The following is a 25,948-nucleotide window of genomic DNA, read 5'->3' as shown; positions in this document are numbered from 1 at the left end:
TTTATTATAAAGAAAGGTCAAACGGAAGTTACTTCATTTCTCTTTAGGTAAGAATTACTTCCGTGATTACCTTTCTTTTTTTATTTTATACTATGGAAAAAACAACCGCTTTACTAAAAATTGCACTTAGGCAAAATGCGCTTTATATACCTGATAGTATGGTCGCACAAAGAGCTATACAACCAGGAACATTGGAATTGGTAGCTGCCTTGCGCCGACACGGCTTTGGTGTTAGCGAAGACCTCTTGCACGCTATCAACGGTACTAATAACGAGTATCGCCAATTGGTAGTGTGCACTATTAAGCAAATACTTAATGTAAAACTCAACTGGGCACCGCTTATTAAGAATTGGGAAGTGCCTACAGGAGAGAGTGCGGTAGACCATATCATCACTGCTTTCTACAACCAATTTCCTGATTTGGTAAAGAATGATGATTATATTTGTTATTGGTATGATTACGATGATTATTATGAGGCAAACGATATTAAATACTATAATAGAGAATATTTCACACCTAAACACGAGCGCTTTTTAGCCTGCGGGCACTATATTCCTTATGGTACCTTTCCGCTGTGGCGTTATAATGGTTGTCCTTTTTGTGGTACGCCTTTTCAGTTAGGTAAGATAGAGAGTACCGAGCAGGGTAGCAAACTCAAAATCCTCGATCTTTGGCGCGAACATGATGCAAACGCCTATTACCAAAACCTATTGGCTTCTAAAACAGCTTTAGATGCTACTCAAGTAGATTCGCTCAAACGTTTGTTGCCTTACTTTTCTGTAGATAAAAAAACTACTATCGAGATGAAAGAAACCCTTATCTTAGTAGTGGATAGTTATCTTCTTTCAGAAGGCAATGAAGTAGCAGCAGGAGCTTGTTTTCGCACTCCTACCGATATTCTGCGTTATTTGTGGTATAAGAAGACGGGGTTCTTGCAGCTATTACCTCCTAAAACAATTGTTGCTAAAAATGCTAAAAACTACAGTCATATTGTTTATCCTTTAAACAAGAGTGAAGAAGCAAAGATAGAAGCAAAAGAAGAACTTCGCTTGAAATACTCGCGTAAGGAATGTGCAAGAGTGGCGCGTTGGCTCAATACCTTGCCTCTCTCTGCAGAAAAGGCTTGCGAACTGATGCACCCCAAGCGCGAGATGTGGGTGCGCTTTATTCGCGCCTTGCGCTTGGCTGAGTATAGCAAGAAAAAAGGCTTTGAAAAGCTCGCTATGCTGTTAGATGTTTTTTATCATCAGAAATATGAGGTATGGCAAAGCAAGGTACAACAGGCTTACCTAAATGTAGATACGAATACTGTTTTGGGGTATCTAAAAGAACGTCCTTCTCAGTTTGCGCGCTCGCTATTTGCTACAATGTTATGGGTAGGTACTGAAGCTACTATTGCAGCTTTCAAAGAGGTAATAGACCAAGTACCTATGCGCTTGCTTTTTACCCTCAATAATTACGCCGACCTTTATTTTACACCACACGGTACGCGTTCTGTGAAAATCATTACGGGTGATTATGTAGAGGTGCCTAAAAACCAATGGGTGAATTTAGGCTATAACGAGGAACAATTAGCCCAGATGAAAACAGCGATAGAAGAGCTTTGCTTGTGGGTAATACGTCGAAAGTTCGCAGCATATCCCAATCCGCATAAAACGATATTTATAGACGAACAACTGTATCACCTTCCTTTGCCTATAGGCGATAGAAGTACTACTATACACGACTTTAACGCGACCTTAATGGGTACTAAATTCCCTTTAGAAGGCAATGAGGTACGCCTCTTTATGCAATGGGGTAAAGACCTACCTGCGCAGCATCTCGATATGGACTTGTCGTGCCATATCATCTTTGAAGAAGGGTGCAAAATGAAAAAAGATATATGCTTTTTTGATAGACTTACCGCTACGGGTTGCCAACATAGTGGTGATATTCGCAGTATTCCTAATAAAGTAGGTACTGCCGAGTATATCAATATCGATATAAATATCTTGCGCCGAAAGAAAGCTAAGTACGTAACTTTTGTGTGCAATGCTTATTCTAATGGGGCACTATCACCTAATTTAGTAGTAGGCTGGATGGATAGTAAACATAAGATGAAAGTATCTGAGCGCACGGGGGTAGCTTACGACCCTTCTACGGTTATCCATCAGGTGCGTATTACTCAGCCGTTGCAAAAAGGATTGCTGTTTGGAGTTTTAGATGTAGAGAAGAAAGAAATAATATGGTTAGAAGTGCCTTTTCAAGGGCAAGTAGCCAATGACTTATCTTTAAGTACAGTAAAAGCCTTGTTAAGCAAGTTGAGTGCTAAAACTACTATCGGCAACCTGCTAACCCTTAAAGCCGAAGCTCAAGGGTTGCAGGTAGTTAGTGATAAAGCTCTTGCCGATGAGGTATATGATAGGCAATGGGTAGCTCAGGGTAATGTGAGTGCTTTTTTCTTTTAAAACCGATAAGTTACACTGGCATTTATGTTGCGTGGAGCTCCAGGGAAGTTGCGTAAGTTATCATAACCGCTTATCCAATAAGTACGATTTAGCACATTATTAACGTTTAGCTGTAGCTGTACATCTTTCACCTTATAATAAAGTACCGCATTGAGTAGTGTATAGTCGGGGTAAGAAGCAGCGGTAGCACGGCGCCCTACCTGTCCGAGGCGTTCGCTGGCGTAGCTAACCCCTATACCTGCTCCGAGTCCTTTTAAACTACCATTTTCAAAGATATACTTCGTCCAGAGGTTAGCCGCGTGGCGGGGAGTACTAGGGCGTTGTACGTTTAGGTCTTTAATAGCTCCTTCTTCTTTTAGTTTCACAATACGAGCATCAGTATAAGCATAGTTCGCTACCACACTAAAGTTAGGCAATATCTGTCCCGCTACGTCCAATTCAAACCCGTTAGATTCTTCATCTACTGGCACACGCCAATCAGCTTTACCTGCTTTCGGACTTTGCTCTAAAGAGTTCTCTTGCATAATCTTAAATATGGCTAATGTAGCACTTAAGCGTTTGTTAAACCATTCGGTCTTCAATCCAACCTCGTATAATTCACTCTTCATATAATCAAAAGGCCCTCCATAGCGGTCAGGGTCAGATTGTATATTAGCCTCTTGTGGCTGAAATCCTTTTACCCAAGTCGAATAAAGATTAATGTTCTCCGATGCCTCTACTACCAATCCCACACGAGGTATAAAAGCACTTGTTTGCCTACTTATCTCTTTAGTAGTCTCTTTGTTTAGTGTTTCGGTGAACCACTCTTGGCGTAAGCCAATAAGCAACTTCACAATACTGATGTCTATCTGCTCTTGCACATATACCCCGTGAGAGTATTCCTCATAAGGGTTTAGCGTGTTTTGTTTCCAGATGTATTTGCTAATATCTTTATACGCATTGCCTGCTATAGGGTCGTATAGGTCAAATACAGGTACGTTAGTAGTAGGAGTCTGTACTGAGCCTGCCAATACATTAGCAGTAGTAGTATAGGTGCCTACGACTTTAGTTTTATCCTTGCTCAAATAACCTTGTGCCGAAATAGAAGATGAACCTGCTTTTTGTTCTGAAATAAAATAGTCATAACCTACTAATAGCTTGTGTTTCAATATACCAGTATTGAAGTTGAAATTGAAGTAAGTGTTGAAGCTATTGTTAGCAAAATACCGTTTGCGTTGATTAGCAGTCATCATCACTTTGTTAGGGTCAGCATAGCGGAAGGCGTTAGCCCCGTTGCCTATTTGCTTGTAGTATAGGTTAGCTTGGGTGTGCTCTAACATATCTTCGCTGTAAGAAGAGTTAAGGTAAATAGCGTTTAGCGAAATATGGTCAGAGAATTTATGAGTGAGGGCTATGGTAGTATTGAGAGTGTTTTCCTTTAAGAAATCATTAGCAGCACTTAGCGAGCGGCTGATAGGGGTAGAGTACACATTGCCATCAGCAGGCACAGACTGTCCGCGGTCTATCTTGCCGTTAAAGTTCTGATACACAAAATCAACGTTGATATGCGTTTTCTCGTTAGGAATATAAGAGAACGAAGGGGCAGCAATAATGCTTTCAGAGCCTTGCAAATCGCGGAAAGAGTCAGTTTTCTCATAACCTAAGTTTAGGCGGTAAAGCAGCGTTTTCTTAGGGTTTAGAGGGCCAGTAAAGTCACCGTAAGTTTTCAGGGTATTCCAGCTACCCACCCCCACGGTGATGCTATTTTTGTTTTCAAAAAGTGGTTTCTTAGTTACGCGGTTGATAACTCCTCCTGGGGCAGCATTGCCAAAGAGAGCAGAGGCAGGGCCTTTGATAACCTCTACACGCTCGATATTAGCAAGCGAAGACTGTTTCCACAAGCTCGTTTGGGCACGCATACCGTTTAGCAGGTTGCCCGAATTGCGGTTGCCTGTAGCGCGAAAACCACGAATAGAAAAGTCGTTGTACGAAGAGTTTTGGTTTACCCCGCTAATGTTTTTCACCACCTCATTTACGGTTGTAGCTCCTTGGTCTAAGATGAGCTCTTTGGTAACATAGCCTACCGATTGGGGTACTTCTTTCAGCGCAGAGGCTGTTTTGGTACCGATAAAAGAGTTAGTGTTTTTATAACTACTCTCTTTGCGCCCGATAACCTCTACTTCTTGCAGTGCAGTCAATTCTTCAGAGAGTTGTACATCTAAGTGCGTGTGGGTACCGCTGGGGTTAGGAGCTACATCGGTGCGTATTTTTAAAGTTTGAAAACCGAGGTAGCTAAACACTATAGTCTGTTTGCCTACAGGTACATTATGAAGCTCGTAAAAACCTTTGTCGTTGGTGCTAACACCTATAGAAGTGCCTTCTAGTACGACATCTACCCCTATAAGAGGTTGTTTATTTTCATCGGTTACCTGACCGCGCACTTCAGTAGTTTGTTGGGCAAAAACAGTAGTAAGGCTGAAGCAACAAAACATCAGCAAAGAAAAGAGTTTTTTCATATAGATTATTTTATTTAAAATGTTTCTTGTTTATTTCGGGGTGCAAAGATAATAAAATCATTATAAATAACAATTTTTTAGTAGTTAATCATTAGCTGAAGCTATTCTATTTACCTTATAAAAGTAGTATAAGAACAAGCCATTCAAAGCGAACGATGAGCGAACGATGAGCGAAGGATAAGCGAAGGATAAGCGAAGATTTAACTTTTTTCACTTTTTTCTTTTCTTTTCTATCTTTTTTTGTACCTTTGCAAAAATATTGAGATTAATGAGTAGAAAAATACTTTTATTAGGGCTGCTGATAGGGTTTTGCTTAGTAGCTTGCAATGATGGTGATTTAGAAGTTGAAACTATTTCGTTTGATAATTCTGATGTGCTTTCTTGCTCTAGCAATGATACAGCAGTGTCTTTTTTGTTTAAATACAGTCAAAAACAGGCACTTATACTTAAGTTGCCCGCTAATGTACTCGAAAATAAAGAAAAGACCGTAAGTGGTACAATACCTGATAGTTATAAATTGTATTACCGTACGTTCGACCAAGCTCCTACTACCTCTTATTTCTGTGCAGATTTTCCGCCTGCTTCTCCTATAGTAACTACTCAGATAGAAGCAACAGGAGGCACAGTATCTATCACCACAAGGGCTATTTATGATGAAAATACTCATACATTACTGCGTTATGACCACCTTATCCGTATCAATGATTTGGTGTTAATAAATAGGCAAGGCAACAAAGTAGTAGATTCAAACTTTATTTTTGGTACTTACCAAACGAGAAAATAAATCGTATTTTTCACCTTAGTACAACTTTATACTAATGAGTCAATTTGTAGTTTCGGCACGGAAATATCGCCCACAATCATTTAGAGATGTTGTGGGGCAGCAGGCTATTACCAATACACTGCTCAACGCTATCGAAAACAACCACTTAGCACAAGCACTCCTATTTACAGGACCACGTGGGGTGGGTAAGACTACTTGTGCGCGTATCCTTGCCAAAAAAATAAACGAACAAAGTGGGGTAACAGATGATAACGACTTTGCTTTCAATGTGTTTGAACTCGATGCTGCCTCTAACAATAGTGTAGATGACATACGAAAGCTCATAGAGCAAGTGCGCATCCCTCCCCAAGTAGGCAACTACAAAGTGTATATCATCGATGAGGTGCATATGCTCTCTACAGCGGCTTTCAATGCTTTCCTGAAAACGTTAGAAGAGCCACCTAAGCACGCTATTTTTATTTTAGCGACTACTGAAAAGCACAAGATTATCCCTACTATTTTGTCTCGTTGCCAGATATTTGATTTTAAACGTATTACGATAAGTGATATACGCGAATATTTGAAATATATAGCAGAACAACAAGGTATTGAGGCTGAAGATGAGGCACTGCAAATCATTGCTCAAAAGGCTGACGGAGCTATGCGCGATGCCCTCTCTATTTTCGACCGTGTAGTGAGTTTTTCAGGTGATAAGATTACCCGTCAAGCCACTTCCGAAATACTGAATGTGTTAGACTATGAGGTTTATTTTAAGGTAACAGACCTTATTTTAGATAATAAGTTACCAGATTTACTGCTTGAGCTCAATACGGTTATAGCGCAAGGTTTTGATGGCAATCACTTTATAGCAGGCTTGGCAAGCCACTTTAGAGATTTGATGGTGTGCAAAAATCAGGCGACTATTAGCTTAATGGAGGTAGGCGAAGAGACTCGAAAGAAATATACAGAGCAGAGTGAGCGTGCTACAGTGTCATTCTTAATGGAGGCTATACGCATCGCTAATGATTGCGATTTGAGCTATCGAAACAGCAAAAACCAACGTTTATTGGTAGAAATCGCCTTGATGCAATTAGCATCACTGACCTATGAGGGGGATAAAAAAAAAATGATGGACGCTTCATAATACCGGCTTATTTATTTAATGTTGAAGCAGCTCCTGTTGCTACACAGTCTCCGCCCCCAGCTCCAGCACCTACGCCGGTAGTTAGTGTGCCTACTATTACTAAGGCACAGCGCTCGGGAGTGGTGTCGGGCTTTTCAATAAAAAGTGTACACCTGAAGACTGAGCACCAAAGGCAGGCAAAAGAAGATACGATAGACCCTAATTCGCTACCTCGTGAACCTTTTACCTCAGAGGCTTTCCAGCAGTATTGGCAAGCCTATATACAACAATTATTGAGCAGAGGCGAACGCTTGCAAGCATCTATTTTGCAGATAGCCAATAAGCAATTAGAGGGTACCGTACTACACTTAGAGGTAGGTACTCAAACGGCTAAAACAGACGTAATAGAGATGGAGCCAAAATTATTGGCTTATTTGCATAAGCAATTGCGCAATTATGACCTGAAGATAGAAATACAAGTAAATGAAGAGATTAGTAAGCGTATATTGGTAACTCCTGAAGAGAAATACAATAGGTTGCTACAGCTCAACCCACTACTACAAGATTTTAGAAATGCATTTAGTTTAGCGATAAGCTAATAATGATTGAAGAAAAGATATTTTTGAAAAAAATAATAAAATTAGATAAGATATGAGAGTACTAAATGAACGTCAGGCTAAGATTTTAGAGAGTTTAGAGACTAAAAGATATATTAGCGTAAGTGAGCTAAGCGATAAGCTAAAGGTTTCGGTAGTAACTATCCGAAAAGACTTAACTCTTTTAGAACAAGAAGGCTATTTACACCGCACACACGGGGGAGCAAGTAAGCAAATGCGCTATGTATTTGACCAAACAGTGAGTGAGAAAGAAACGCTAAATGTAGAAGAAAAAACGCGCATCATTGATAAAGCTTTAGATTATATCAAGGAAAATGAGTTTATCATTCTTTCATCAGGCTCTACTGCTCATCTATTGGCACAGAAGCTTTATGGGTTGCGCAACCTAACAGTATTAACTCCTTCGTTACGAGTTGCTTTAGAGGTGTGCAAGAATCCTAATGTAAATACAATTCACTTAGGGGGTGAGGTGCGCAAGAACTCTACCTCTACAGTTGGGGTATTAGCAGAAGAAACCTTAAGCAATTTCTCTTGTACCACTTTATTCTTGGGTATTGAGGGCATCGATTTAGACTACGGATTGAGCTCTACTAACGTAGGTGAAGCCCATTTAAATAAAAAAATGATGGAGCGTGTAGATAAAACTATCGTTCTTGCCGATTCATCAAAAATACACAAACGCGGATTTGGGTTTATTTGCTATGTAGAAAAGATTGATATGCTTATCACTGATAGCAATGCCGACCCAGAGTTTGTAGAAGAACTTGAAAAACGCGGTGTAGAGGTAGTTATTTGCTAATTGACTAGACTATTGTAGTAACATTAAAATATGATACAAATATATCACAATCCTAAATGCTCCAAATCGAGATGTGCTTTGGAGCATTTAAAGAATACAGACAAAGAGTACGAGGTAATCGATTACCTTAAAAAAGGTGTAACCACAGATGAGCTGAAGTCGCTGCTTATTAAGCTGCAAATGCAGCCTATAGACTTGGTACGCACCAAAGAAGCTATCTGGAAAGAGCTTTATCAAGGTAAGACTTTGACAGACGAAGAAGTAATAGCCGCTATGGTGGCACACCCTCAGCTCATACAACGACCTATAGTTGTGGAGGGAGACAAAGCGCGCATTGAGCGATAGCTGATTTGTTAAATTGTAAATAAGTAATAAATATAAGAATGAAAAAAAAGTTATTGAGTGTAGCTGCAGTAGTATTGGGTATCGCAGCAATGCACGGACAAGCATACGTATCGCTAAGTGGTGGGTATGGATTTCAGTCAAACCAGAAAGTGGTAGGTAGAGATGCTACCAATCCAGCAGCCATCACCGACTTAAAAGGAAGTTATGGTGAGGGGTATCAAGCACAATTGCGTGGAGGGTATTTCTTTACTAAACGTTGGGGAGCTGAATTGGCATTAGGCTATCTGCACGGTGAAGATATAGCTACTAACAAAAACCAAATCCTTGATATGACTGCCCACGGACGTGCTTTCGGAGCATCGCTTTCAGCAGTATTCAATATTACAGATAATCTATATGTACGTGCGGGGGCTGTAACCAAAATAGGAGGGAAGACTGAGAGTACTACTAAGCTAAACGCTAATTTACCTTTGCGTGTATTTAATCCGTTGGCTTCTCCAACCGATGTTGTAAATATGAAAGCTGATTTCCAGACAAACTTTCACGGTAAGATACCTTTTGGCTTTATTGGTGGGATAGGCTATCGCTTCAACATAACCGATAAGATAAGTCTGTTTGTAGAAGGTGAATACCTCAATATCAATGTGCCTCGCAAGACTTCAAAATTAGAAAGCTTTTCAGCTTCTCGTACTATAGGTAGTGCAACTACTGAATTGAAATTGCAAGAATTTAAAGGATATATGGAGGTGCTTAAAAGAGTACCTTCTCTTCCTCAAACAGAAAGATTAAAACAATTAGCGAATCAGATTTCGCCCCTTTTGGAAGATGAATATAGCTGGGAGGGTAAAGGAGCTCCTGATGCACCTTATTCGTCTATAGGGTTCCACTTTGGAGTGACTTACAAATTATAATTAGCAATAAGATAATGAAAAATAGGCTGCTGAAATATAATCAGCAGCCTATTTTTTTGAGTATTTCATTTTGTAGCTTATAGTAGTTTATGAGCGATGAGGTACTCGGCTATCTGTATAGTATTAGTAGCAGCCCCTTTACGAAGGTTATCGGCTACAACCCATAGGTTAAGCGTATTGGCTTGCGACTCATCACGGCGGATACGCCCTACAAAAACCTCATCTTTGCCGTGTGCGTAGATAGGCATAGGATAGGTGTTAGTGTCGGTATTATCTTGTACCTTTATACCTGCTGATTTGGCGAGAAGAGCGCGTACTTCATCAATAGAGAAGTCAGTTTTTAGCTCTACATTTATAGACTCACTATGTCCGCCTACTACCGGTATACGTACCGCAGTAGCTGTAACAGCTATAGTATCGTCGCGTAATATTTTTTTGGTTTCGCGCACTAACTTCATTTCTTCTTTGGTATACCCATTGTCTTCAAATACATCACAGTGAGGGATAGCATTGCGGTGAATTGGGTAATGATAAGCCATCTCGCCTTTTTCGCCCTTGTATTCGTTTTCTAATTGACGTACCGCTTTTACCCCTGTACCTGTAATTGATTGGTAGGTAGAAACTACTATACGTTTGATACCATATTTGGCTTGCAATGGTGCTAAAGCTACCAACATCTGTATAGTAGAACAGTTAGGGTTGGCAATAATCTTGTCGTCTTTGGTAAGTACATCAGCATTGATTTCAGGAATTACGAGCTTTTTGGTCTCATCCATACGCCAAGCTGAAGAGTTATCGACTACTGTAGTGCCTACTTGAGCAAAGCGCGGTGCCCATTCTTTAGAAACAGATGCTCCTGCTGAAAATAGGGCTACATCGGGTTTGAGAGATACGGCTTGCTCTAAGCCTATCACAGAATATTCTTTCCCTTTGAAATTAATTTTCTTTCCTATAGACTTTTCAGAAGCTACTGGTATAAGCTCAGTTACAGGAAAATTGTGTTCTTTTAGTACTTCTAACATTACGTTACCTACCATTCCGGTAACGCCTACTACTGCTACTCTCATATTTAGTTATTAGTTCTTATTATTGTTTAATTCTTAAATTATTGTTCTAAGGCTTGTTTGAAATCGGCTATAAGGTCGTCGGCGTCTTCAATACCTACGGCTACTCTGATAAGTGTACGAGTTACCCCACGAGCTACTTTTTCCTCTTCAGGGAACTCCGTATGAGTAAGCGAACTAGGGTGAGTAACTAAGGTTTCAACCCCGCCAAGGCTTACCGCAAAAAGCGCTACTTTTAGACTCTCTAAGAAAGATTTGGCTTTGGCTTCACTCTTCACTGTAAAAGAGAATACTGAACCACCGCCTGAGGCTTGTGCTTCTTGAATGGCTTTGCCTTTGTTATGGGCTTCAGTAGGGTAATATACTTTTTCTACCTCAGGATGTGTTTTTAGGAAAGCAAGAAGTTTTAGCGTATTTTCTTGTGCTTTTTCTACTCTTAGTTTGAGGGTTTTTATACTGCGCAATAATAACCAGCTATCAAAAGGAGAAACTAAAGCGCCTAAAGCTATTTGAGCAAAAAGTATTTTTTCTGCTAACTCATCGCTATTGACTACGGCTGCCCCTGCAATAAGGTCGTTGTGGCCACCTAAGAACTTGGTAGCACTATGCAGTACTATGTCAGCCCCCAACTCTAAAGGACGTTGGAGTACTGGCGATAAGAAAGTGTTATCGACAATAGTGAGGAGGTTATGCGCTTTGGCAATGGCTACCACCCCGCGTATGTCGGTTACATCTAACAAAGGGTTAGAGGGTGATTCAACAAAGATAGCTTTGGTGTTGGAGCGCACAGCAGCTTCTATCTGGCTAAGGTCGGTGGTATCAACGAAAGTAGATTCGAAGCCAAACTTATTGAAGATGTCGTGCATAATGCGGTAGGTACCCCCATAGATGTCAAGCCCAAAGATAAAGTGGTCGCCTGCTTTGAACATAGTGAAGACAGATGAGGTAGCCGCCATACCAGAAGAAAAACCGAAGCCGTGTTTGCCATTTTCTAATTTGGCAATGAGGGTTTCAAAATCTTTACGAGTGGGACTTGATACGCGTCCGTATTCAAACTCTTGTTCCGCTCCATATTCTTTGATAGGGAAAGTAGAAGCCATATTAATAGTGCTTCCCCAGTTTTCTCCCTTATCATTGTTTCTTACGCCGTGTATGGCTTTTGTTTCAAACTTCATATTAGTGATAATAATAATTCTTAGAGCGACAAAAGTAGTACATTTTCTGTTATCTACCAAATTTATTTTACTAAAATTAGGGGTGGTGGTATATTTTTCTGTTTTAAGGTCGATTATTGGTTGTTTATTTTACGCTAAGCCTTCGTTTATCCTTCGTTTATCCTTCGCTCTTCCTGTATTCATCGTATATCCTTTGTATAGAGAAGCCCATAAAAGAAAAATTTTCTGTTTTGTTTATGTATAGGACTAATGATAATTTTGAAAAAAAATATGCTAAAGTGTTGCAGTGTATTATTTATTTTGTAACTTTGCAGCCTGAAACATTAGAAGTTTTACCACTTTAATATTTATAATCAAAATGTTTAGTGAACCTGCCCCAAAATCATCTAAGATTTTCGCTTGCTCAAAAAGTGTAGAGCTGGCTGAAAAAATTGCAGAAAAATACGGTACTACTCTTGGCGAAGTGAAACTGTCTTATTATAGCGATGGTGAATTTCAGCCTTCATTTGAAGAGTCGATACGCGGAACGAGAGTTTTTTTAGTATGCTCTACTTTTCCTAATGCTGACAACCTGATGGAGCTTTTGCTGATGCTTGATGCAGCTAAACGCGCTTCGGCTCGACACATCACAGCGGTTATGCCTTACTTCGGTTGGGCACGCCAAGATAGAAAAGATAAACCGCGTGTGCCTATAGGGGCTAAATTGGTGGCTAACTTATTGCAAGCCGCAGGTGCTACCCGCATAATGACAATGGACTTGCACGCTGACCAAATACAAGGTTTTTTTGAACGCCCTGTAGACCACCTTTTTGCTTCGAGTATTTTTCTACCTTACCTCGAAAGTCTGAACTTAGACAAACTGTGTATTGCTTCGCCCGATATGGGAGGTTCTAAAAGAGCTTACGCTTACTCTAAATTCTTAAAAAGCGAAGTGGTAATCTGCTACAAGCAAAGAAAACAAGCTAATGTTATTGAAACGATGGAGCTTATAGGCGATGTAGAGGGGAGAAATGTGGTGTTAGTAGATGATATGGTAGATACAGCTGGCACACTGGTGAAAGCAGCGCAACTGATGAAAGAAAGAGGTGCTGTGAGTGTGAGGGCGGTAGCTACACACCCTATCCTTAGCGGGAATGCTTATGAACGGATAGAAAATTCGGCTTTGGAGGAACTGATAGTAACGGATTCTATCCCTCTGAAACAGCCATCGAAAAAGATAAGAGTACTCTCTTGTGCAGAACTTTTTGCTGATGTAATGTATAAAGTGCATCACAATGAGGCGATTAGTTCGAAATTTATTATGTAACTTAATATTTATAAATAAATGCAATCAATTACAATCAAAGGATCTCAAAGAGAAAGCGTGGGCAAAGCAGCAAGCAAAGCCTTACGTAATGCTGGACAGGTACCTTGCGTATTATACGGAGGAGACGATGTTCTGCATTTTTCAGCACCAGAATTAGCATTCGCTGGCATCGTGTACACTCCTAACGTGTATACAGCTACGATTGAAGTAAATGGTAAGAGTTATACTGCCATTCTGCAAGACATTCAGTTTGACCCTGTAACTGACAAAATCATTCACATTGATTTCTATCAACTTAACAAAAACAAAGAAATCACTATAGAAGTGCCAATTCAAATACAAGGTACTTCGCCTGGTGTTATGGCAGGGGGTACTCTACGTGTGGTAAATCGTAAGCTAAAAATTAAAGCTTTACCAGATAATCTTCCTGACTTTATTCCAGTAGATATTTCAGCTCTTGAAATGGGTAACCGTTTGTACATCACTAAGTTGCCTCAAGAAAACTACAAGATTATGCACCCAGATAACACTGTAGTTTGCCAGATAAGAGTATCTCGTGCTGCTATGAAAGCCGCTCAAGATGCTGCTAAAGCTGAAAAAGGTAAGAAAAAATAATCTTATTTTTAGGGTAAATAAAAGAAAAAACCATAACAAATTTGTTATGGTTTTTTTATTGTGGTGTTTGATGCTGCTTAATTTAATGAAGGAAGACAATATCGTGGGCTGCTCTTTCTAAGGCTTCGCGATGGTCGGGGTGGGCGATAGCGATAAGGGCTTTGGCTCGCTCTTGTAGGCTCTTGCTGAAAAGCTCGGCTACCCCATATTCCGTTACGATATATTGTACGTGGGCACGGGTGGTTACCACTCCAGCTCCTTGCTTTAAGAAAGGTACAATCTTGCTTTCTCCTTTATTGGTAACCGATGGAAATGCAATGATAGACTTACCGCCCTCGCTGAGCATTGCTCCTCGCACGAAATCTATTTGACCACCAAAGCCAGAAAAGATAGTTGTACCTATAGAGTCGGCACACACCTGTCCGGTAATATCCACTTCGATAGCAGAGTTTATAGAAATCATTTTAGGGTTTTGCCTAATCACTGAAACTTCATTAGAATACGAGGCTTCTGTCATTTCAACAGAAGGGTTATGGTCGATAAAGTCATACAACTCTTGTGTGCCCATAGCAAAAGAGGCTATGATTTTTCCTTTGTCTATCTTCTTTTCATAGCCATTGATAACCCCTTTTTTCACCAAATCGAGTACCCCTTCAGTCAGTAGCTCGGTGTGGATACCTAAGTTTTTGAGGTGCCCCATTTCTGCCAATGTGGCATTGGGGATATTGCCAATACCCAGCTGTAGGGTGCTACCGTCTTCGATAAGTGGCACTATATGGCGGGCTATTTGGGTTTCGATAGCGTTGGGTTCGGTGAGGTGTAGCGAGAAAATAGGCGCATCGTGCTCTACGAGAAAATCTATTTCATCTACGTGCAAGAGGGCATCACCATAGGTGCGTGGCATCTGCCTATTGACTTTGGCAATTACGTATTTGGCGTTTCGGATAGCAGATTTTGAAGCCTCGACACTTACGCCCATAGAGCAAAAGCCGAATTTATCAGGAGGAGAAACTTGTATGAGAACAACATCTACTTTTATGTGTTTTCTATCAAAAAGCAAAGGCATATCGCTCAAGAAAATAGGGGTATACGAACCGTTACCCGCCTTGATGATATGCCGTACATTGCGCGAAAGGAAGAAGGAATTGACGTAGAAACTATCTTTGTATTTGGGGTCGGCGAAAGGGGCATCACCCTCGATATGGATATGCCCTATGGTAACATTGCGGAGCTCAGGAGCCCGTTTAACGAGGGCATCTACTAATATTTCGGGAACTGCGGCTCCCCCCTGTATATAGACAAAATCGCCACTTTTGACTACCTTTAAAGCCTCTTCAGCCGTTGTAATTTTTGTCATTATATTATCAATTTCAGTTAGCGGCTCAAAGATACTACATAAAAACCAATTGACAAAATGTTTCGTAATATAAATTTTTTTTACTACCTTTGCCGCAAATTAAAAAAAGCGAAATATTATGTATCCACCAGAATTGGTAAAACCTATGATAGAAGAACTGACTTCGGTTGGTTTTGAAGAATTAAAAACGGCAGCAGCTGTAAAACAAGCTATTGAGCAAGAAGGCACTACCTTAGTAGTAGTGAATTCGGTATGCGGTTGTGCTGCCCGCAATGCTCGTCCTGCGGTAATCTACAGTTTGCAAAACGCAAAGAAACCAGACCATCTGACCACTGTATTTGCAGGGGTAGATAGAGAGGCTACTGAGGAAGCGCGCCAATATATGTTGCCTTTTCCGCCATCATCGCCTAGTATTGCCCTTTTCAAAGACGGCGAATTGGTGCATATGTTAGAGCGCCATCACATAGAAGGACGTATGGCTGAAGTGATAGCAGAAAATCTTCAGCAGGCTTATAACGAATATTGTTAATAACTTTTTTCTACATTACACTTTGCTAAGGTATAGCTACTTTGGCAAAGTTTTTTATTTCAATACTTTTATGATGAAAATACTATCTTACCCTCTTAGTGTACTTCATTACTTGCTTTACGGCTTTTTATTGCTTATTTTTCACCCTATACAATGGGTGTGTATTCACTTTATAGGGCGTAAAGCCCACAAAGTAGTCGTCGATTTTCTGACGCTTATGCTTACTAAAATACTGTTAGTAAGTGGTAATTGGGTGCGTTTTTCGATAGAAGCTCCTTTACCTAAGAATGCACCTATCATATTTGTGCCAAATCACCAAAGTTTGTACGATATTCCGCCGCTAATATGGTATTTGCGCCATTATAGTGTGCGTTTTGTAGGCAAAAAGGAGTTAGGAGGAGGTATACCGAGCATTACTATCAACCTGCGCAATAATGGTTCGGTACTGATAGACCGTAGTCGTCCGCAAGATGCTGTACCGCAGTTGGAGGCTTTTGGTAAGGATTTAGCAGCTAAAAAAGAAGCAGGACTTATCTTCCCAGAAGGCACTCGTAGTCGCAATGGTGTACCACGCCCCTTTAAAACGAAAGGTTTGCATACTATTATGGAGCAGATGCCAGAGGGGTATGTAGTGCCTATTACTATTAATAACTCGTGGAAAATATTGCGTTATGGGCATTTTCCTTTGGGTATCTTCAATACGGTGAGTTTTTCTGTACACAAAGCTATCAAGATAGACCCTAACAGGATAGAGGAACAGATAGCAGAGGTGGAAGCTATTGTAAAGGCAGGAATTAAGGAATAATAAGGGAGTGTGTTAAATATTAGTTAAAGTATTTGGCGGTTATGATATTTCTTCTTTACTTTGCATCACAAAGTGCTTCGGTATGCAAGATAACAAATATTTAGACGACCTACACGAGATACGCCAGATGATGCGTAAGTCTACCTTATTTCTTTCGCTCAGCGGTCTTTCGGGGGTGTTAGCAGGGGTGTATGCCCTAATAGGGGCGGCAGTGGTATATAAGTTACTGCAACATCATTACCTCTATTATCCTTATGTGATTATAGAAAGTAAGACTTTTAAAGCTATTATAGCTGTTGCGCTATTAGTACTCGTAGCCTCTGTGCTGACTGCTTATCTGTTTTCGATGCGCAAAGCTAAACGCAATGGCGAAAAATTAATAACCCCTACTGCTAAAAGAGCATTTTATAACTTTGCTTTGCCGCTGCTTACTGGTGGAGCACTGTGTATACTGCTTATCAATAATGGGCACTATGGTTTGCTTGCGCCAATGACGCTTATTTTTTATGGATTGGCGTGTGTGAATGTGAGCAAATACACTTTTGGTGATGTACATTACCTCGGTATTACAGAGATAATATTAGGGCTGTTGGCAGTGCAATTTTCGGGTTATGGTTTGTTGTTCTGGGTTTTAGGTTTTGGCGTTTGCCATATTCTTTACGGTGGCGTAATGCACTTTAAATACGAACGAAAATAATAAATGATGACTGAAATCTTAAAACGCTATATCGATGCTTCTAATGCTTTTCGCAAAGCAGGAGGTTCTCACGAGGGAGCTATCGCATTGTACGATTTGTTGTACGATTTGCAAGCTAAAACCCAGCGCACTAAAGAGGAAGAGCGTATTCTCGCTGATACTTACACCTTATTAGAATACCACCTCTCAGCTTATGAGACTTTCTTACGCATTGCCGACACTACTAATTATAAGGAGAAAAGCAAACTATTAGTTTTGGAAGATAAAGCCAAAACGCATAAAAATACTTTTTGTATCAAGGATGTTCGCAAATTGAAAGCGAAGAAAAAGCCGAAAACTCTTAAAGTTGCTGATTTTGAGAAAGTAAAAGATTTTGAATCGGAATGCGAATATATACTCTCAACGAAAAAAGTAGTGATTTTCAACAAAGAGGTAGAAGGAGAGGATTTTTCATTCTTTATAAATAAAGAAACATCCTTAGAAAGCTGCTTGGATAGTATAAATAAATATTTAGAATGGCTTTCGGATGCTAAAGCGATACTCATTAACTACTACAATGAGCATTGTGCTGAATATACACCTCAAGCTGATGACAATTGGTACAACACTTTGGAGGTATATAGCGGTAGTATATGGGTAGGTGGTAAAGAGATTTCGGTACATATCTCGGCAGGAGATATTTTTACCTCTGACCATTTGTTAGAAATAGATTTTAACGATAAAGAAATCACTGATATAGGTTGGGAAGGATAGAAATGAAGACTTTTTTAGCACATATCAATAAGGCTTTTGACCACCGCATTCGCTTAGCAATAATGTCGGTGTTGATGGTGAATGATAGTGCCGACTTTAATACCCTAAAGGAACTCTTAGGGGTAACTGACGGCAATCTGGCAAGCCATACCCGTGCCTTAGAAGCTGAAGAGTATATCGTTATAGAAAAATCGTTTGTAGGACGGAAAACAAATACTTCATATAAGGCTACTAAAAAAGGACGAGAAGCGTTTCAAGAGCATTTAAATGCATTGGAGAAATTAGCAAACTTGTCGATTAGCCGATGAGTAGATTTGTTAGTTAGCAAATAAGAAGGGAGTTCCCTTTTCTTTTTTAGCTATATACTTTGAATTTCAAAGTGCTTTTATTAGTTATTAATTGTAAATTATTATATTATGTATTCACAAAAATCATCAACATCTAATCTATTTCAGTCAAACACATTTCGTTTGATGCTTATTGGGGCACTTACTTTAATATTGCTCATTCCTTTGCTATTGGTACAGAACCTCATTGAGGAACGCAAAGATAGGCAGCAGTCGGTTATAGACGAAATCGACAGTAAATGGGGACGAGAAGTCTTCTTTTACGGGCCTATCCTCAAAATTCCTTATAAGGTTTATACTAATAAAGAAAAAAACGCATACGAGACTCAGTATGCTTATTTCTTTCCAGAGGAGCTTAAGAATACTTCGAATGTAAAAACAGAGGTAAAAAAGCGTAATAATTATGAATCGGTAGTGTTTAATGCTACAATGGACTTTAATGGTAGCTATATAACTCCTGATTTCTCGCAAAAAGGGATTGCTAATGACGATATAGAGTGGGGGAGAGCTACTATTCTTATTCGCACTACTAATCTTGCGAGTATTAAGAACAGTGTGGCTATTAAGATAGGCGGTAAAAGCTATAATTTTGAGCCAATCTATGAGCAATCTGCTGATAGTGCTAACTATTATGACGGCAATAGTAGCACATCTATAGAGGTAGCATCGCTTGAGACAGGTTTTATTAATTATCAGGAATTTCTAGCAGACCCTTCTTTTCAACTGTCAGTACAGTATGACGGTAGTAGGAAAATAGCGATAGTACCTATCGGTAAGACTACAGAAAGTACACTGACCTCTAATTGGGCTAATCCTAGTTTTATGGGTAACTTTTTGCCTTACGAAAAACAGATTAATACCAGTGGGTTTAACGCATCGTGGCGTGTGCTACACATTAACCGTCCGTTTTCTCAACAGTCGTTTGGGGCATTGCCTAATATCTCGCAATACACTTATGATGTAGATTTTATTATCCCTGTAGATGAATATCAACAGAATGAGCGTGCTGCCAAGTATGGTTTTTTGGTTATAGGGCTTACTTTCTTAATATTCTTCCTTATCCAAAGTATTAGCAAGATAAAAATACATATATTCCAATATACAATGATAGGTTTAGCTCTTGTATTGTTTTACACCTTGCTTATTTCTATCACAGAGCATAGTAGTTTTTCATTTGCTTATTTTATAGCTTCACTGATGACAGTAGGGCTTATCAGTCTATATGCTATTTCAATACTGAAAAACAAGAAGTTCCCTGCTTTTATCTTCGCTGCTTTGGCTGCTCTATATGGTTTTATATATGTAATTATTCAGCTTGAGAACTATGCTCTTTTAGTAGGAAGTATTGGACTGTTTGCTATATTGGCAGTAGTGATGTACGTTTCGCGTAAGGTAGAATGGTCGGCTACTGAAGTGGAAAGGGTAGAAGAGCCTAAAGATGAAAATAGATAGTAAAAAAGTTTTTACTTTCCGTTTTTTTTATTACTTTTGCTTTTCTAAACACTAATTAAGAAAAAAATGTCAGAAAAAAAAGAACTATCTTTTGATGTATTGATAGAAATTCCTAAAGGGAGTCGTAACAAGTATGAGTATGATTTTATTTTGCGCAAGGTGCGTTACGATCGTATGATTTTCTCTTCGATGATGTATCCTGCTGATTATGGATTTGTACCAGAATCATTAGCGTTAGATTCAGACCCTTTAGATGTGTTGGTATTGGTTACTGAACCTACTTTCCCAGGTTGCGTGATGGAAGTAAAACCTATAGGGGTTTTCCATATGGCTGATGAAAAAGGGCCTGATGAAAAAGTGATTTGTGTACCAGTATCAGACCCTATTTGGAATAAAATGAATGACCTGAGCGACCTAAACCCACACCTTATCAAAGAAATTGAACACTTCTTTAGCGTATATAAGGACTTAGAGAAGAAAAAAGTAGCTATTAATGGTTGGGGCAATGTAGAGGAAGCGGTGAGAATATACCACGAATGCAAAGAGCGTTATATAGGTAGCCGTAAGAATTTTTCAATCAATTAATGAACAAAATTTGCCAATGAGTCAATTAGTTATAAGCTTAATTGATTCATTGGCATTTTTATTAACTTACTAATGATACTTGACCAATGGCTTTATTTAAAAAAGACCCTTTCGGACATACCCTTTTTATCAAACGTTGGCTTATCCGCGTATTTGGACTTATCACGCACAGTCGTTATGACGGGTTTAATCAGTTGAAGATTGAGGGTTCGGATATTATACGCTCCTTGCCACCTCAGAATGTGTTGTTTATCTCTAACCACCAAACGTATTTTGCTGATGTTACGGCTATGTATCACGTGTTTAATGCTAGCCTAAAAGGTCGTAAAGACACCTTAGATAATGTGGGTTATCTTTGGAACCCTAAACTGAATATTTACTACGTAGCTGCTTCAGAGACGATGAAATCAGGTATATTACCTAAAATATTAGGTTATGCAGGGGCTATACCTGTGAATAGAACGTGGCGCGAAAAGGGTAAGGAAATACACCGAGAGGTGCGCCAAAGTGATGTAGAAAATATAGGTGTTGCGCTTGCTGATGGTTGGGTAATTACCTTCCCGCAGGGCACTACCTCACCTTGGAAGCCTATTCGAAAAGGGACGGCTCACCTTATCAAGCAATATAAACCGATAGTGGTGCCTATAGTGATAGACGGTTTTAGGCGCTCGTTTGATAAGAAGGGTATCAATATTAAAAAGAAAGGGGTTCAACAATCGATGATTATTAAACCCCCTTTGCAGATAGATTATGAGAATGATACTGTAGAACAAATTGTTGCCCAAATAGAAATGGCTATTGAGCAGCACGAATCGTTCTTAAAAGTAAGAAAATTAGAATCTGATAATGCGCTTCAGGTAGAAAGTAAGCAGTAACCCCATAAAGGCTAACCCTGCCCCCATTAGTGAAGGATAGTTAGTACTGAGTCCATAGAGCAAAGGCAATCCACCTACATAGGCTCCGATAGAGTTAGCAGTATTAAAGCCTGCCTGCATAAAAGCAGCTCCCATCATCTCCGACTGCGGTGCACAACGGAAAATAAGCATATTAAGGGGTGAACCTAATGACATTGACATAGCACCACATACAAACGTTAGTACCCACGCTATAGGTTGAATGTGAGAGAAAAAGAAGACTAACAGCAATACACTGATAAGTGATAGCGAGATACAAATAGTAGCTTTAATAGGTGATAAACGGTCTGTAAGCCATCCTCCTAAGAGGTTGCCTACTACCATTCCAGCTCCTGATACTATCATTACAGCCGATTTCATATTGGGGTTTATATGAGCTGTTTCTAACATCAAAGGCTGTATATAGCTAAACCATGCAAAAAGTCCGCCGCAACCTAAAGCGGTGATAGCCAACACTAATAAAGATCTCGGATTGAAGAATAAACGCACTTCGCGCTTCACACCGAGGTCTCTTTTATTTTCTACATTAGGCAAGAAAAAGAATATGGATAGCATGGTTAGTAACCCTAATGCCGACACGCAGCCCATTGCAATACGCCAACCTACTAAGGCACCTACGTAGGTGAGAAGAGGTATCATTACCAAATTAGCAACGGTAAGCCCTGCAAACATAATTGAGATAGCAAAGGCTTCTTTGCCTTTAGGAGCTAACTGTTTAGCTACAATGGCACCTACTCCAAAGAAAGCACCGTGAGGCAATCCTGAAAAGAAACGAGCTAATAATAGGGTCGTGTAATCTGGCGAAAAAGCAGAAAGTCCATTGAAGAGAGTGAAGAGTGCCATGAAAAACAAAAGTATCTTCTTGGGGTTGTACGAGGCTGCTAATGCGATCAGGGTAGGAGCTCCTACTACTACACCTATAGCATAAGCTGAAATAAACCTACCAGTAATAGCATCGGTTAATCCCATATCTTCACCTATAACACGCAATAGACCCATTATTAGGAACTCTGTAGCCCCTAATGCTAAGCCTCCTATAGCCAGAGGCCAAAGTTTTTTTATCATAGTTTTTATTTTTAAGGGCGCAAAGGTATGAAAAATTATTGATGATGATAAGGTTCATTCCTCAAAATTGTAAAAGCACGATAAAGTTGCTCTACAAAAAAGAGTCTTATCATCTGGTGAGAAAAGGTGAGTTTAGATAGTGATAGCTTGCTGTTAGACCGCTGATATACTGCTTGTGAAAAACCATAAGGACCACCAATAACAAAGGTTAGCTGCTTAATACCAGTGTTCATTTTCTTTTGAAGTTCATCAGCAAAAGCAATAGAAGTATATTCTTTACCTCGTTCATCTAAAAGGATAAGGTGATGAGAGGGTTCTACATAGCTGAGTATAAGCTCGCCTTCTTTTATCTTTTGCTGTTCTTCAGATAGCGATTTGCTATTCTTAATGTCAGGTAGTAATTGCAGCTCAAAGTTGATATAATATGAAAGCCTTTTTTCATAAGTACTAATAAGTTGTTGTAGAGCTGGGTTATCAGTCTTTCCTACAGCGATAAGTTTTATATTCACAGGAAGAATTTTATGAATTTTGAATTATGAAGTAATAAAAACTTTGTCAGAGTCCTAGAACTCTGACAAAGTCTATTAATTATTAATTATTAAAAGAAAAGTCTTTCTTTTTCTCCTTTATCATTCAGTATTTCTAATGAATTACGATCGCGTGCCGAAAGTCCTGCCATTATGCTTTTCAGTTCATCTACATCTTTAATAGCTTTACCGTTGATAGATAGTAATACTTTTCCAACGATATTGATATTATTATATTCGTAGAATTGTCCAGCCCCAGTTACTTTTACACCTGCTTTAGTTTTAAATCGTTTGTGGTCAGCCTCTGATAGATTTTTTACCTCTAAGCCTAACGACTGTATGATATAAGTATTGTTTTTCTTCAAGGTGATATCAGCAGTTTTCTCTTTACCATCGCGTATGTAGGTAGCTTTTAGTACATCACCAGGACGTTTAGAAGCTATATAACCGCTGAGGTCAGAATATGTGTGTATTTTCACATTGTCAAGCTGTTTAATGATGTCGCCCTTCTTAAGTCCAGCAGCACCAGCTCCAGAATCTTCTTCTACACTAGCCACGTAGAAACCTTCCGTTTCTTTCACATTAAGAGTTTTAGCCACTTCAGAGTCTAATCCTTGTCCACGTACACCCATTACTCCGCGTTGTACATTGCCGTATTCAATTAGGTCTTCTACTACTTTTTTAGCGATATTGCTTGGTACAGCAAAAGAGTAACCCATATACACGCCTGTAGTAGATGAGATAGCAGTATTAATACCTATAAGGTCGCCGTTTAGGTTTACTAAAGCACCACCGCTATTACCCATATTCACAGCAGCATCGGTTTGGATAAATGATTCTATCTTATCACTACCGCGCTCACTAATATTGCGTGCTTTAGCACTGATAATACCAGCTGTTACAGTCGAGTTAAGATTAAAAGGGTTACCCACTGCCAATACCCATTCACCTAATTGAGTGTTGTCAGAGTTAGCAAAGGTAAGAAAAGGCAACTTCTCTTCAGCTTCTATTTTTAGTAGAGCTATATCGGTTGAGGTATCTGTACCTATCAGTTTAGCAGGGTAAGTTTTGTTGTTGTTTAGGGTTACTTCTAGCGTAGTAGCATTAGCGATTACGTGGTTGTTAGTCACTATATAGCCATCAGGGGTAATAATCACGCCAGAACCAGTACCTACTTGAGTCTGATCGCCTCCGCCGTTACCATAGAAAAGGTCAAAAATAGAGGTAATCCCTTGCGATTTCACAGTGTTTTTTACGTGCACCACACTATTCACTGTTTTATTAGCTGCTTCTATAAAGCTATCTTCTTTTAGCTCAAACTTCCCGTTAGCAGCGTTGTAATTAGTTTGCACCACAGCTGGGCGCGATAGCAGTTCAAGGGCTTCTTGTTTAGCATCGTGTTTGTCTATAAATAATTTGTAACCTCCTAAAGTTATAGCACCACCCAAAATAGCAGTAGCTACCATACTTGCATAATTCTTTATCATATTCTTTTGTTTTAGTATTTTGTTATTTCATACTACCGTTAGGCAACAATTGTGCCAAATTCATAATTAACTATTCAGAATTGATAATTAAAAAAAGCTGTTTGGTGAAAAACCAAACAGCTTTTTTCTACAAATATGTCCTTTAAAGCAAATTACAATTTAGGAGCACCAGCAAGAACGTCAGCACTTGCACCTTCAGCAAATTTCTTATCGTTGAAGTTTTGTACGAATGACTCAGCTAATTCTTTTAGTTTAGCACTAAATTGAGCTTTGTCATCCCAAGTGTTTTCTGAGTTCAAGATGCTTTGGTCAGAAACACCTTCGCAAGATTGAGGTACTTTGAAGCCGAAGATAGGAAGATCTTTGTACTCAACGTTGTTAAGTTTGCCTGTAAGAGCCGCAGTGATAAGCGCGCGGGTATCTTTTAGGCTGCATCTCTTCATTTTTCCGTTGTATCCAGTGTTTACTAACCATACGTTTACGCCAGTTTCTTTAATTTTTTCAGCCAAACGTTTTCCGTATTCAGCTGGGTGAAGTGGCATAAAGGCAGCGCCAAAGCAAGCAGAGAATGTTTTTTGTGGAGTAGTAATTCCTACTTCAGTACCTGCTACTTTTGAAGTATAACCAGATACGAATTGGTAAGCCGCTTGCTCAGGAGTTAATTTAGAGATTGGAGGCAATACACCATAAGCATCAAAAGTAAGGAAGAAAATGTTTTTAGGATTGTGTCCTATAGATCCTGGTTGGATATTAGCGATGTGGTAAATAGGATAAGAAACACGAGTGTTTTCGGTGATATCAGTACGAGCGAAGTCTACTACACCTTTATCATCCATAATTACGTTTTCAAGGATAGCTCCTTTTTTAATAGCTGCAAAGATTTCTGGTTCTTTTTCAGCGGTTAGGTCTACTACTTTAGCATAGCAACCTCCTTCAAAGTTGAATACAGTATTTTCTGGAGTCCAACCGTGTTCGTCATCACCGATTAAGTGGCGGTTAGGGTCAGCAGAAAGAGTAGTTTTACCAGTACCAGAAAGACCAAAGAAGATAGCTGTATCGCCGTCTTTACCTACGTTAGCAGAACAGTGCATTGGCATAGTGTTGCGGAACACTGGCAATTCAAAGTTCATAGCAGAGAAAATACCTTTTTTAATTTCTCCGGTATAACCTGTACCACCTATTAGGGCGATTTTTTTAGTAAAGTTAAGGATAGCGAAGTTTGCTTGGCGTGTACCATCTACTGCAGGGTCAGCTTCAAAACCAGGAGCATTAACTACTAACCAATCTTCTTTGAAAGAAGCAAGTTCGCTATCTTCTATACGTAAGAACATATTTAAAGCGAAAAGGTTGCTCCAAGGAAGTTCAGTAATAGTACGAATATTAGTACGATATTTAGGGTCAGCACATACATACCCATCGTGTACATAGATTTCTTTGTTTGAAAGATAAGCTACTACTTTTTCGTATAGTTTATCAAATTTCTCAGGATCAAAAGGAATGTTAATATTTCCCCACCATACGCGATCTTTAGTAATGTCATCTTTTACGATGAAACGGTCTTTAGGAGAACGACCAGTAAATTTACCAGTGTTGATAGCAATAGCTCCTGAAGAAGCCTCAACTCCTAATTTTTTGTCTAAAGTTTCTTGGTGTAGTTCGTCTGCTGAAAGTTGGTAACGAACGGTAGCGTTTTTGATGCCGTATTTATCTACAGCAAGTTTTTTTGAATTACTCATAATGTCTTATATTTAGAAATTTGTAATTTACAAA

General features: G+C 39.4%; 25 protein-coding genes. 17 read left to right on the top strand and 8 right to left on the bottom strand.

Features of this window, described 5'->3' with window-relative positions; all coding sequences use genetic code 11:
- Positions 1-92 precede the first annotated feature (92 nt).
- The gene (locus tag C8P65_RS08335) at positions 93-2,447 is read left to right on the top strand and encodes a hypothetical protein (protein WP_107782404.1); all 2,355 of its coding nucleotides are present in this window, start codon (positions 93-95) and stop codon (positions 2,445-2,447) included.
- On the opposite strand, the gene C8P65_RS08330 is transcribed toward C8P65_RS08335, so the two are convergent.
- The gene (locus tag C8P65_RS08330; protein WP_107782403.1) at positions 2,444-4,942 is read right to left on the bottom strand and encodes a TonB-dependent receptor; all 2,499 of its coding nucleotides are present in this window, start codon (positions 4,940-4,942) and stop codon (positions 2,444-2,446) included. The genes C8P65_RS08335 and C8P65_RS08330 overlap by 4 nt on opposite strands.
- Before the next feature lie 268 nt (positions 4,943-5,210).
- Between C8P65_RS08330 and C8P65_RS08325 the strand changes: the two genes are divergently transcribed.
- The 6 genes from C8P65_RS08325 to C8P65_RS08300 all read left to right on the top strand — a co-directional run bounded on the left by C8P65_RS08325 (position 5,211) and on the right by C8P65_RS08300 (position 9,500).
- Positions 5,211-5,726, top strand: coding sequence for a hypothetical protein (locus tag C8P65_RS08325; protein ID WP_010164525.1), 516 nt, complete (start codon positions 5,211-5,213; stop codon positions 5,724-5,726).
- Between the two features lie 34 nt (positions 5,727-5,760).
- Positions 5,761-6,849 (top strand): DNA polymerase III subunit gamma/tau, encoded by a 1,089-nt coding sequence (gene dnaX, locus C8P65_RS08320; protein ID WP_107782402.1) that lies wholly within the window; start codon positions 5,761-5,763, stop codon positions 6,847-6,849.
- Between the two features lie 86 nt (positions 6,850-6,935).
- Entirely contained in the window at positions 6,936-7,427 is a 492-nt protein-coding gene (locus tag C8P65_RS08315; RefSeq protein ID WP_245887371.1) for a hypothetical protein, read from the top strand.
- Between the two features lie 52 nt (positions 7,428-7,479).
- Positions 7,480-8,244: a DeoR/GlpR family DNA-binding transcription regulator gene (locus C8P65_RS08310; RefSeq protein WP_009389795.1), complete on the top strand. Its 765-nt coding sequence runs from the start codon at positions 7,480-7,482 to the stop codon at positions 8,242-8,244.
- A 30-nt stretch (positions 8,245-8,274) separates the two neighbouring features.
- The gene (gene arsC, locus C8P65_RS08305) at positions 8,275-8,589 is read left to right on the top strand and encodes an arsenate reductase (glutaredoxin) (RefSeq protein WP_107782401.1); all 315 of its coding nucleotides are present in this window, start codon (positions 8,275-8,277) and stop codon (positions 8,587-8,589) included.
- Between the two features lie 38 nt (positions 8,590-8,627).
- A complete protein-coding gene (locus tag C8P65_RS08300; protein ID WP_107782400.1) occupies positions 8,628-9,500 on the top strand; it encodes an outer membrane beta-barrel protein in 873 nt (290 codons plus the stop codon).
- 77 nt (positions 9,501-9,577) lie between these two features.
- Here the strand turns inward: C8P65_RS08300 and C8P65_RS08295 are convergent, their stop codons facing one another.
- Both C8P65_RS08295 and C8P65_RS08290 read right to left on the bottom strand, forming a co-directional pair.
- Positions 9,578-10,567 (bottom strand): aspartate-semialdehyde dehydrogenase, encoded by a 990-nt coding sequence (locus tag C8P65_RS08295; RefSeq protein ID WP_107782399.1) that lies wholly within the window; start codon positions 10,565-10,567, stop codon positions 9,578-9,580.
- Positions 10,568-10,605: 38 nt separating this feature from the next.
- Positions 10,606-11,739 (bottom strand): trans-sulfuration enzyme family protein, encoded by a 1,134-nt coding sequence (locus C8P65_RS08290; RefSeq protein WP_107782398.1) that lies wholly within the window; start codon positions 11,737-11,739, stop codon positions 10,606-10,608.
- Positions 11,740-12,097: 358 nt separating this feature from the next.
- On the opposite strand from C8P65_RS08290, the gene C8P65_RS08285 reads away from it, so the two are divergent.
- Both C8P65_RS08285 and C8P65_RS08280 read left to right on the top strand, forming a co-directional pair.
- The gene (locus C8P65_RS08285) at positions 12,098-13,045 is read left to right on the top strand and encodes a ribose-phosphate pyrophosphokinase (protein ID WP_009389804.1); all 948 of its coding nucleotides are present in this window, start codon (positions 12,098-12,100) and stop codon (positions 13,043-13,045) included.
- Between the two features lie 18 nt (positions 13,046-13,063).
- The gene (locus tag C8P65_RS08280; protein WP_009389805.1) at positions 13,064-13,660 is read left to right on the top strand and encodes a 50S ribosomal protein L25/general stress protein Ctc; all 597 of its coding nucleotides are present in this window, start codon (positions 13,064-13,066) and stop codon (positions 13,658-13,660) included.
- Positions 13,661-13,742: 82 nt separating this feature from the next.
- On the opposite strand, the gene C8P65_RS08275 is transcribed toward C8P65_RS08280, so the two are convergent.
- On the bottom strand, positions 13,743-15,017 hold the full coding sequence (locus C8P65_RS08275) for an acetyl-CoA hydrolase/transferase family protein (RefSeq protein ID WP_009389806.1): 1,275 nt from the start codon (positions 15,015-15,017) through the stop codon (positions 13,743-13,745).
- 118 nt (positions 15,018-15,135) lie between these two features.
- Here C8P65_RS08275 and C8P65_RS08270 point away from each other — a divergent pair, with 118 nt between their 5' ends.
- From C8P65_RS08270 to C8P65_RS08235, 8 genes are all read left to right on the top strand, one after another.
- Positions 15,136-15,546, top strand: a complete 411-nt coding sequence (locus C8P65_RS08270; RefSeq protein ID WP_009389807.1) for a BrxA/BrxB family bacilliredoxin — start codon at positions 15,136-15,138, stop codon at positions 15,544-15,546.
- Between the two features lie 70 nt (positions 15,547-15,616).
- The gene (locus C8P65_RS08265) at positions 15,617-16,351 is read left to right on the top strand and encodes a lysophospholipid acyltransferase family protein (RefSeq protein ID WP_107782397.1); all 735 of its coding nucleotides are present in this window, start codon (positions 15,617-15,619) and stop codon (positions 16,349-16,351) included.
- 82 nt (positions 16,352-16,433) lie between these two features.
- On the top strand, positions 16,434-17,048 hold the full coding sequence (locus C8P65_RS08260; RefSeq protein WP_009389809.1) for a hypothetical protein: 615 nt from the start codon (positions 16,434-16,436) through the stop codon (positions 17,046-17,048).
- A gap of 6 nt (positions 17,049-17,054) precedes the next feature.
- Positions 17,055-17,801 carry a hypothetical protein gene (locus C8P65_RS08255; protein WP_107782396.1) on the top strand — a complete coding sequence of 249 codons (747 nt, stop codon included), beginning with the start codon at positions 17,055-17,057 and terminating at the stop codon, positions 17,799-17,801.
- 2 nt (positions 17,802-17,803) lie between these two features.
- Positions 17,804-18,109, top strand: coding sequence for a winged helix-turn-helix domain-containing protein (locus C8P65_RS08250; protein WP_107782395.1), 306 nt, complete (start codon positions 17,804-17,806; stop codon positions 18,107-18,109).
- Positions 18,110-18,217: 108 nt separating this feature from the next.
- Positions 18,218-19,600, top strand: a complete 1,383-nt coding sequence (gene creD, locus C8P65_RS08245) for a cell envelope integrity protein CreD (protein ID WP_107782394.1) — start codon at positions 18,218-18,220, stop codon at positions 19,598-19,600.
- A gap of 66 nt (positions 19,601-19,666) precedes the next feature.
- Positions 19,667-20,185: an inorganic diphosphatase gene (locus C8P65_RS08240; protein ID WP_095912962.1), complete on the top strand. Its 519-nt coding sequence runs from the start codon at positions 19,667-19,669 to the stop codon at positions 20,183-20,185.
- A gap of 86 nt (positions 20,186-20,271) precedes the next feature.
- Positions 20,272-21,060 carry a lysophospholipid acyltransferase family protein gene (locus C8P65_RS08235; protein ID WP_009389814.1) on the top strand — a complete coding sequence of 263 codons (789 nt, stop codon included), beginning with the start codon at positions 20,272-20,274 and terminating at the stop codon, positions 21,058-21,060.
- On the opposite strand, the gene C8P65_RS08230 is transcribed toward C8P65_RS08235, so the two are convergent.
- The 4 genes from C8P65_RS08230 to pckA all read right to left on the bottom strand — a co-directional run bounded on the left by C8P65_RS08230 (position 21,019) and on the right by pckA (position 25,914).
- Positions 21,019-22,164 carry an MFS transporter gene (locus C8P65_RS08230; protein ID WP_107782393.1) on the bottom strand — a complete coding sequence of 382 codons (1,146 nt, stop codon included), beginning with the start codon at positions 22,162-22,164 and terminating at the stop codon, positions 21,019-21,021. The two genes, C8P65_RS08235 and C8P65_RS08230, sit on opposite strands and share 42 nt — an antisense overlap.
- Positions 22,165-22,199: 35 nt before the next feature.
- Positions 22,200-22,673 (bottom strand): 23S rRNA (pseudouridine(1915)-N(3))-methyltransferase RlmH, encoded by a 474-nt coding sequence (gene rlmH / locus C8P65_RS08225; RefSeq protein ID WP_107782392.1) that lies wholly within the window; start codon positions 22,671-22,673, stop codon positions 22,200-22,202.
- An 89-nt stretch (positions 22,674-22,762) separates the two neighbouring features.
- On the bottom strand, positions 22,763-24,178 hold the full coding sequence (locus C8P65_RS08220; RefSeq protein ID WP_107782391.1) for a trypsin-like peptidase domain-containing protein: 1,416 nt from the start codon (positions 24,176-24,178) through the stop codon (positions 22,763-22,765).
- A 152-nt stretch (positions 24,179-24,330) separates the two neighbouring features.
- Positions 24,331-25,914 (bottom strand): phosphoenolpyruvate carboxykinase (ATP), encoded by a 1,584-nt coding sequence (gene pckA, locus C8P65_RS08215; RefSeq protein ID WP_107782390.1) that lies wholly within the window; start codon positions 25,912-25,914, stop codon positions 24,331-24,333.
- Positions 25,915-25,948: the final 34 nt, after the last annotated feature.

It is taken from the genome of Capnocytophaga leadbetteri (assembly GCF_003054025.1).
In the GTDB taxonomy this organism is placed as follows: Bacteria; Bacteroidota; Bacteroidia; order Flavobacteriales; family Flavobacteriaceae; genus Capnocytophaga; species Capnocytophaga leadbetteri.
This window is presented reverse-complemented; position numbering and strand designations above follow the sequence as displayed.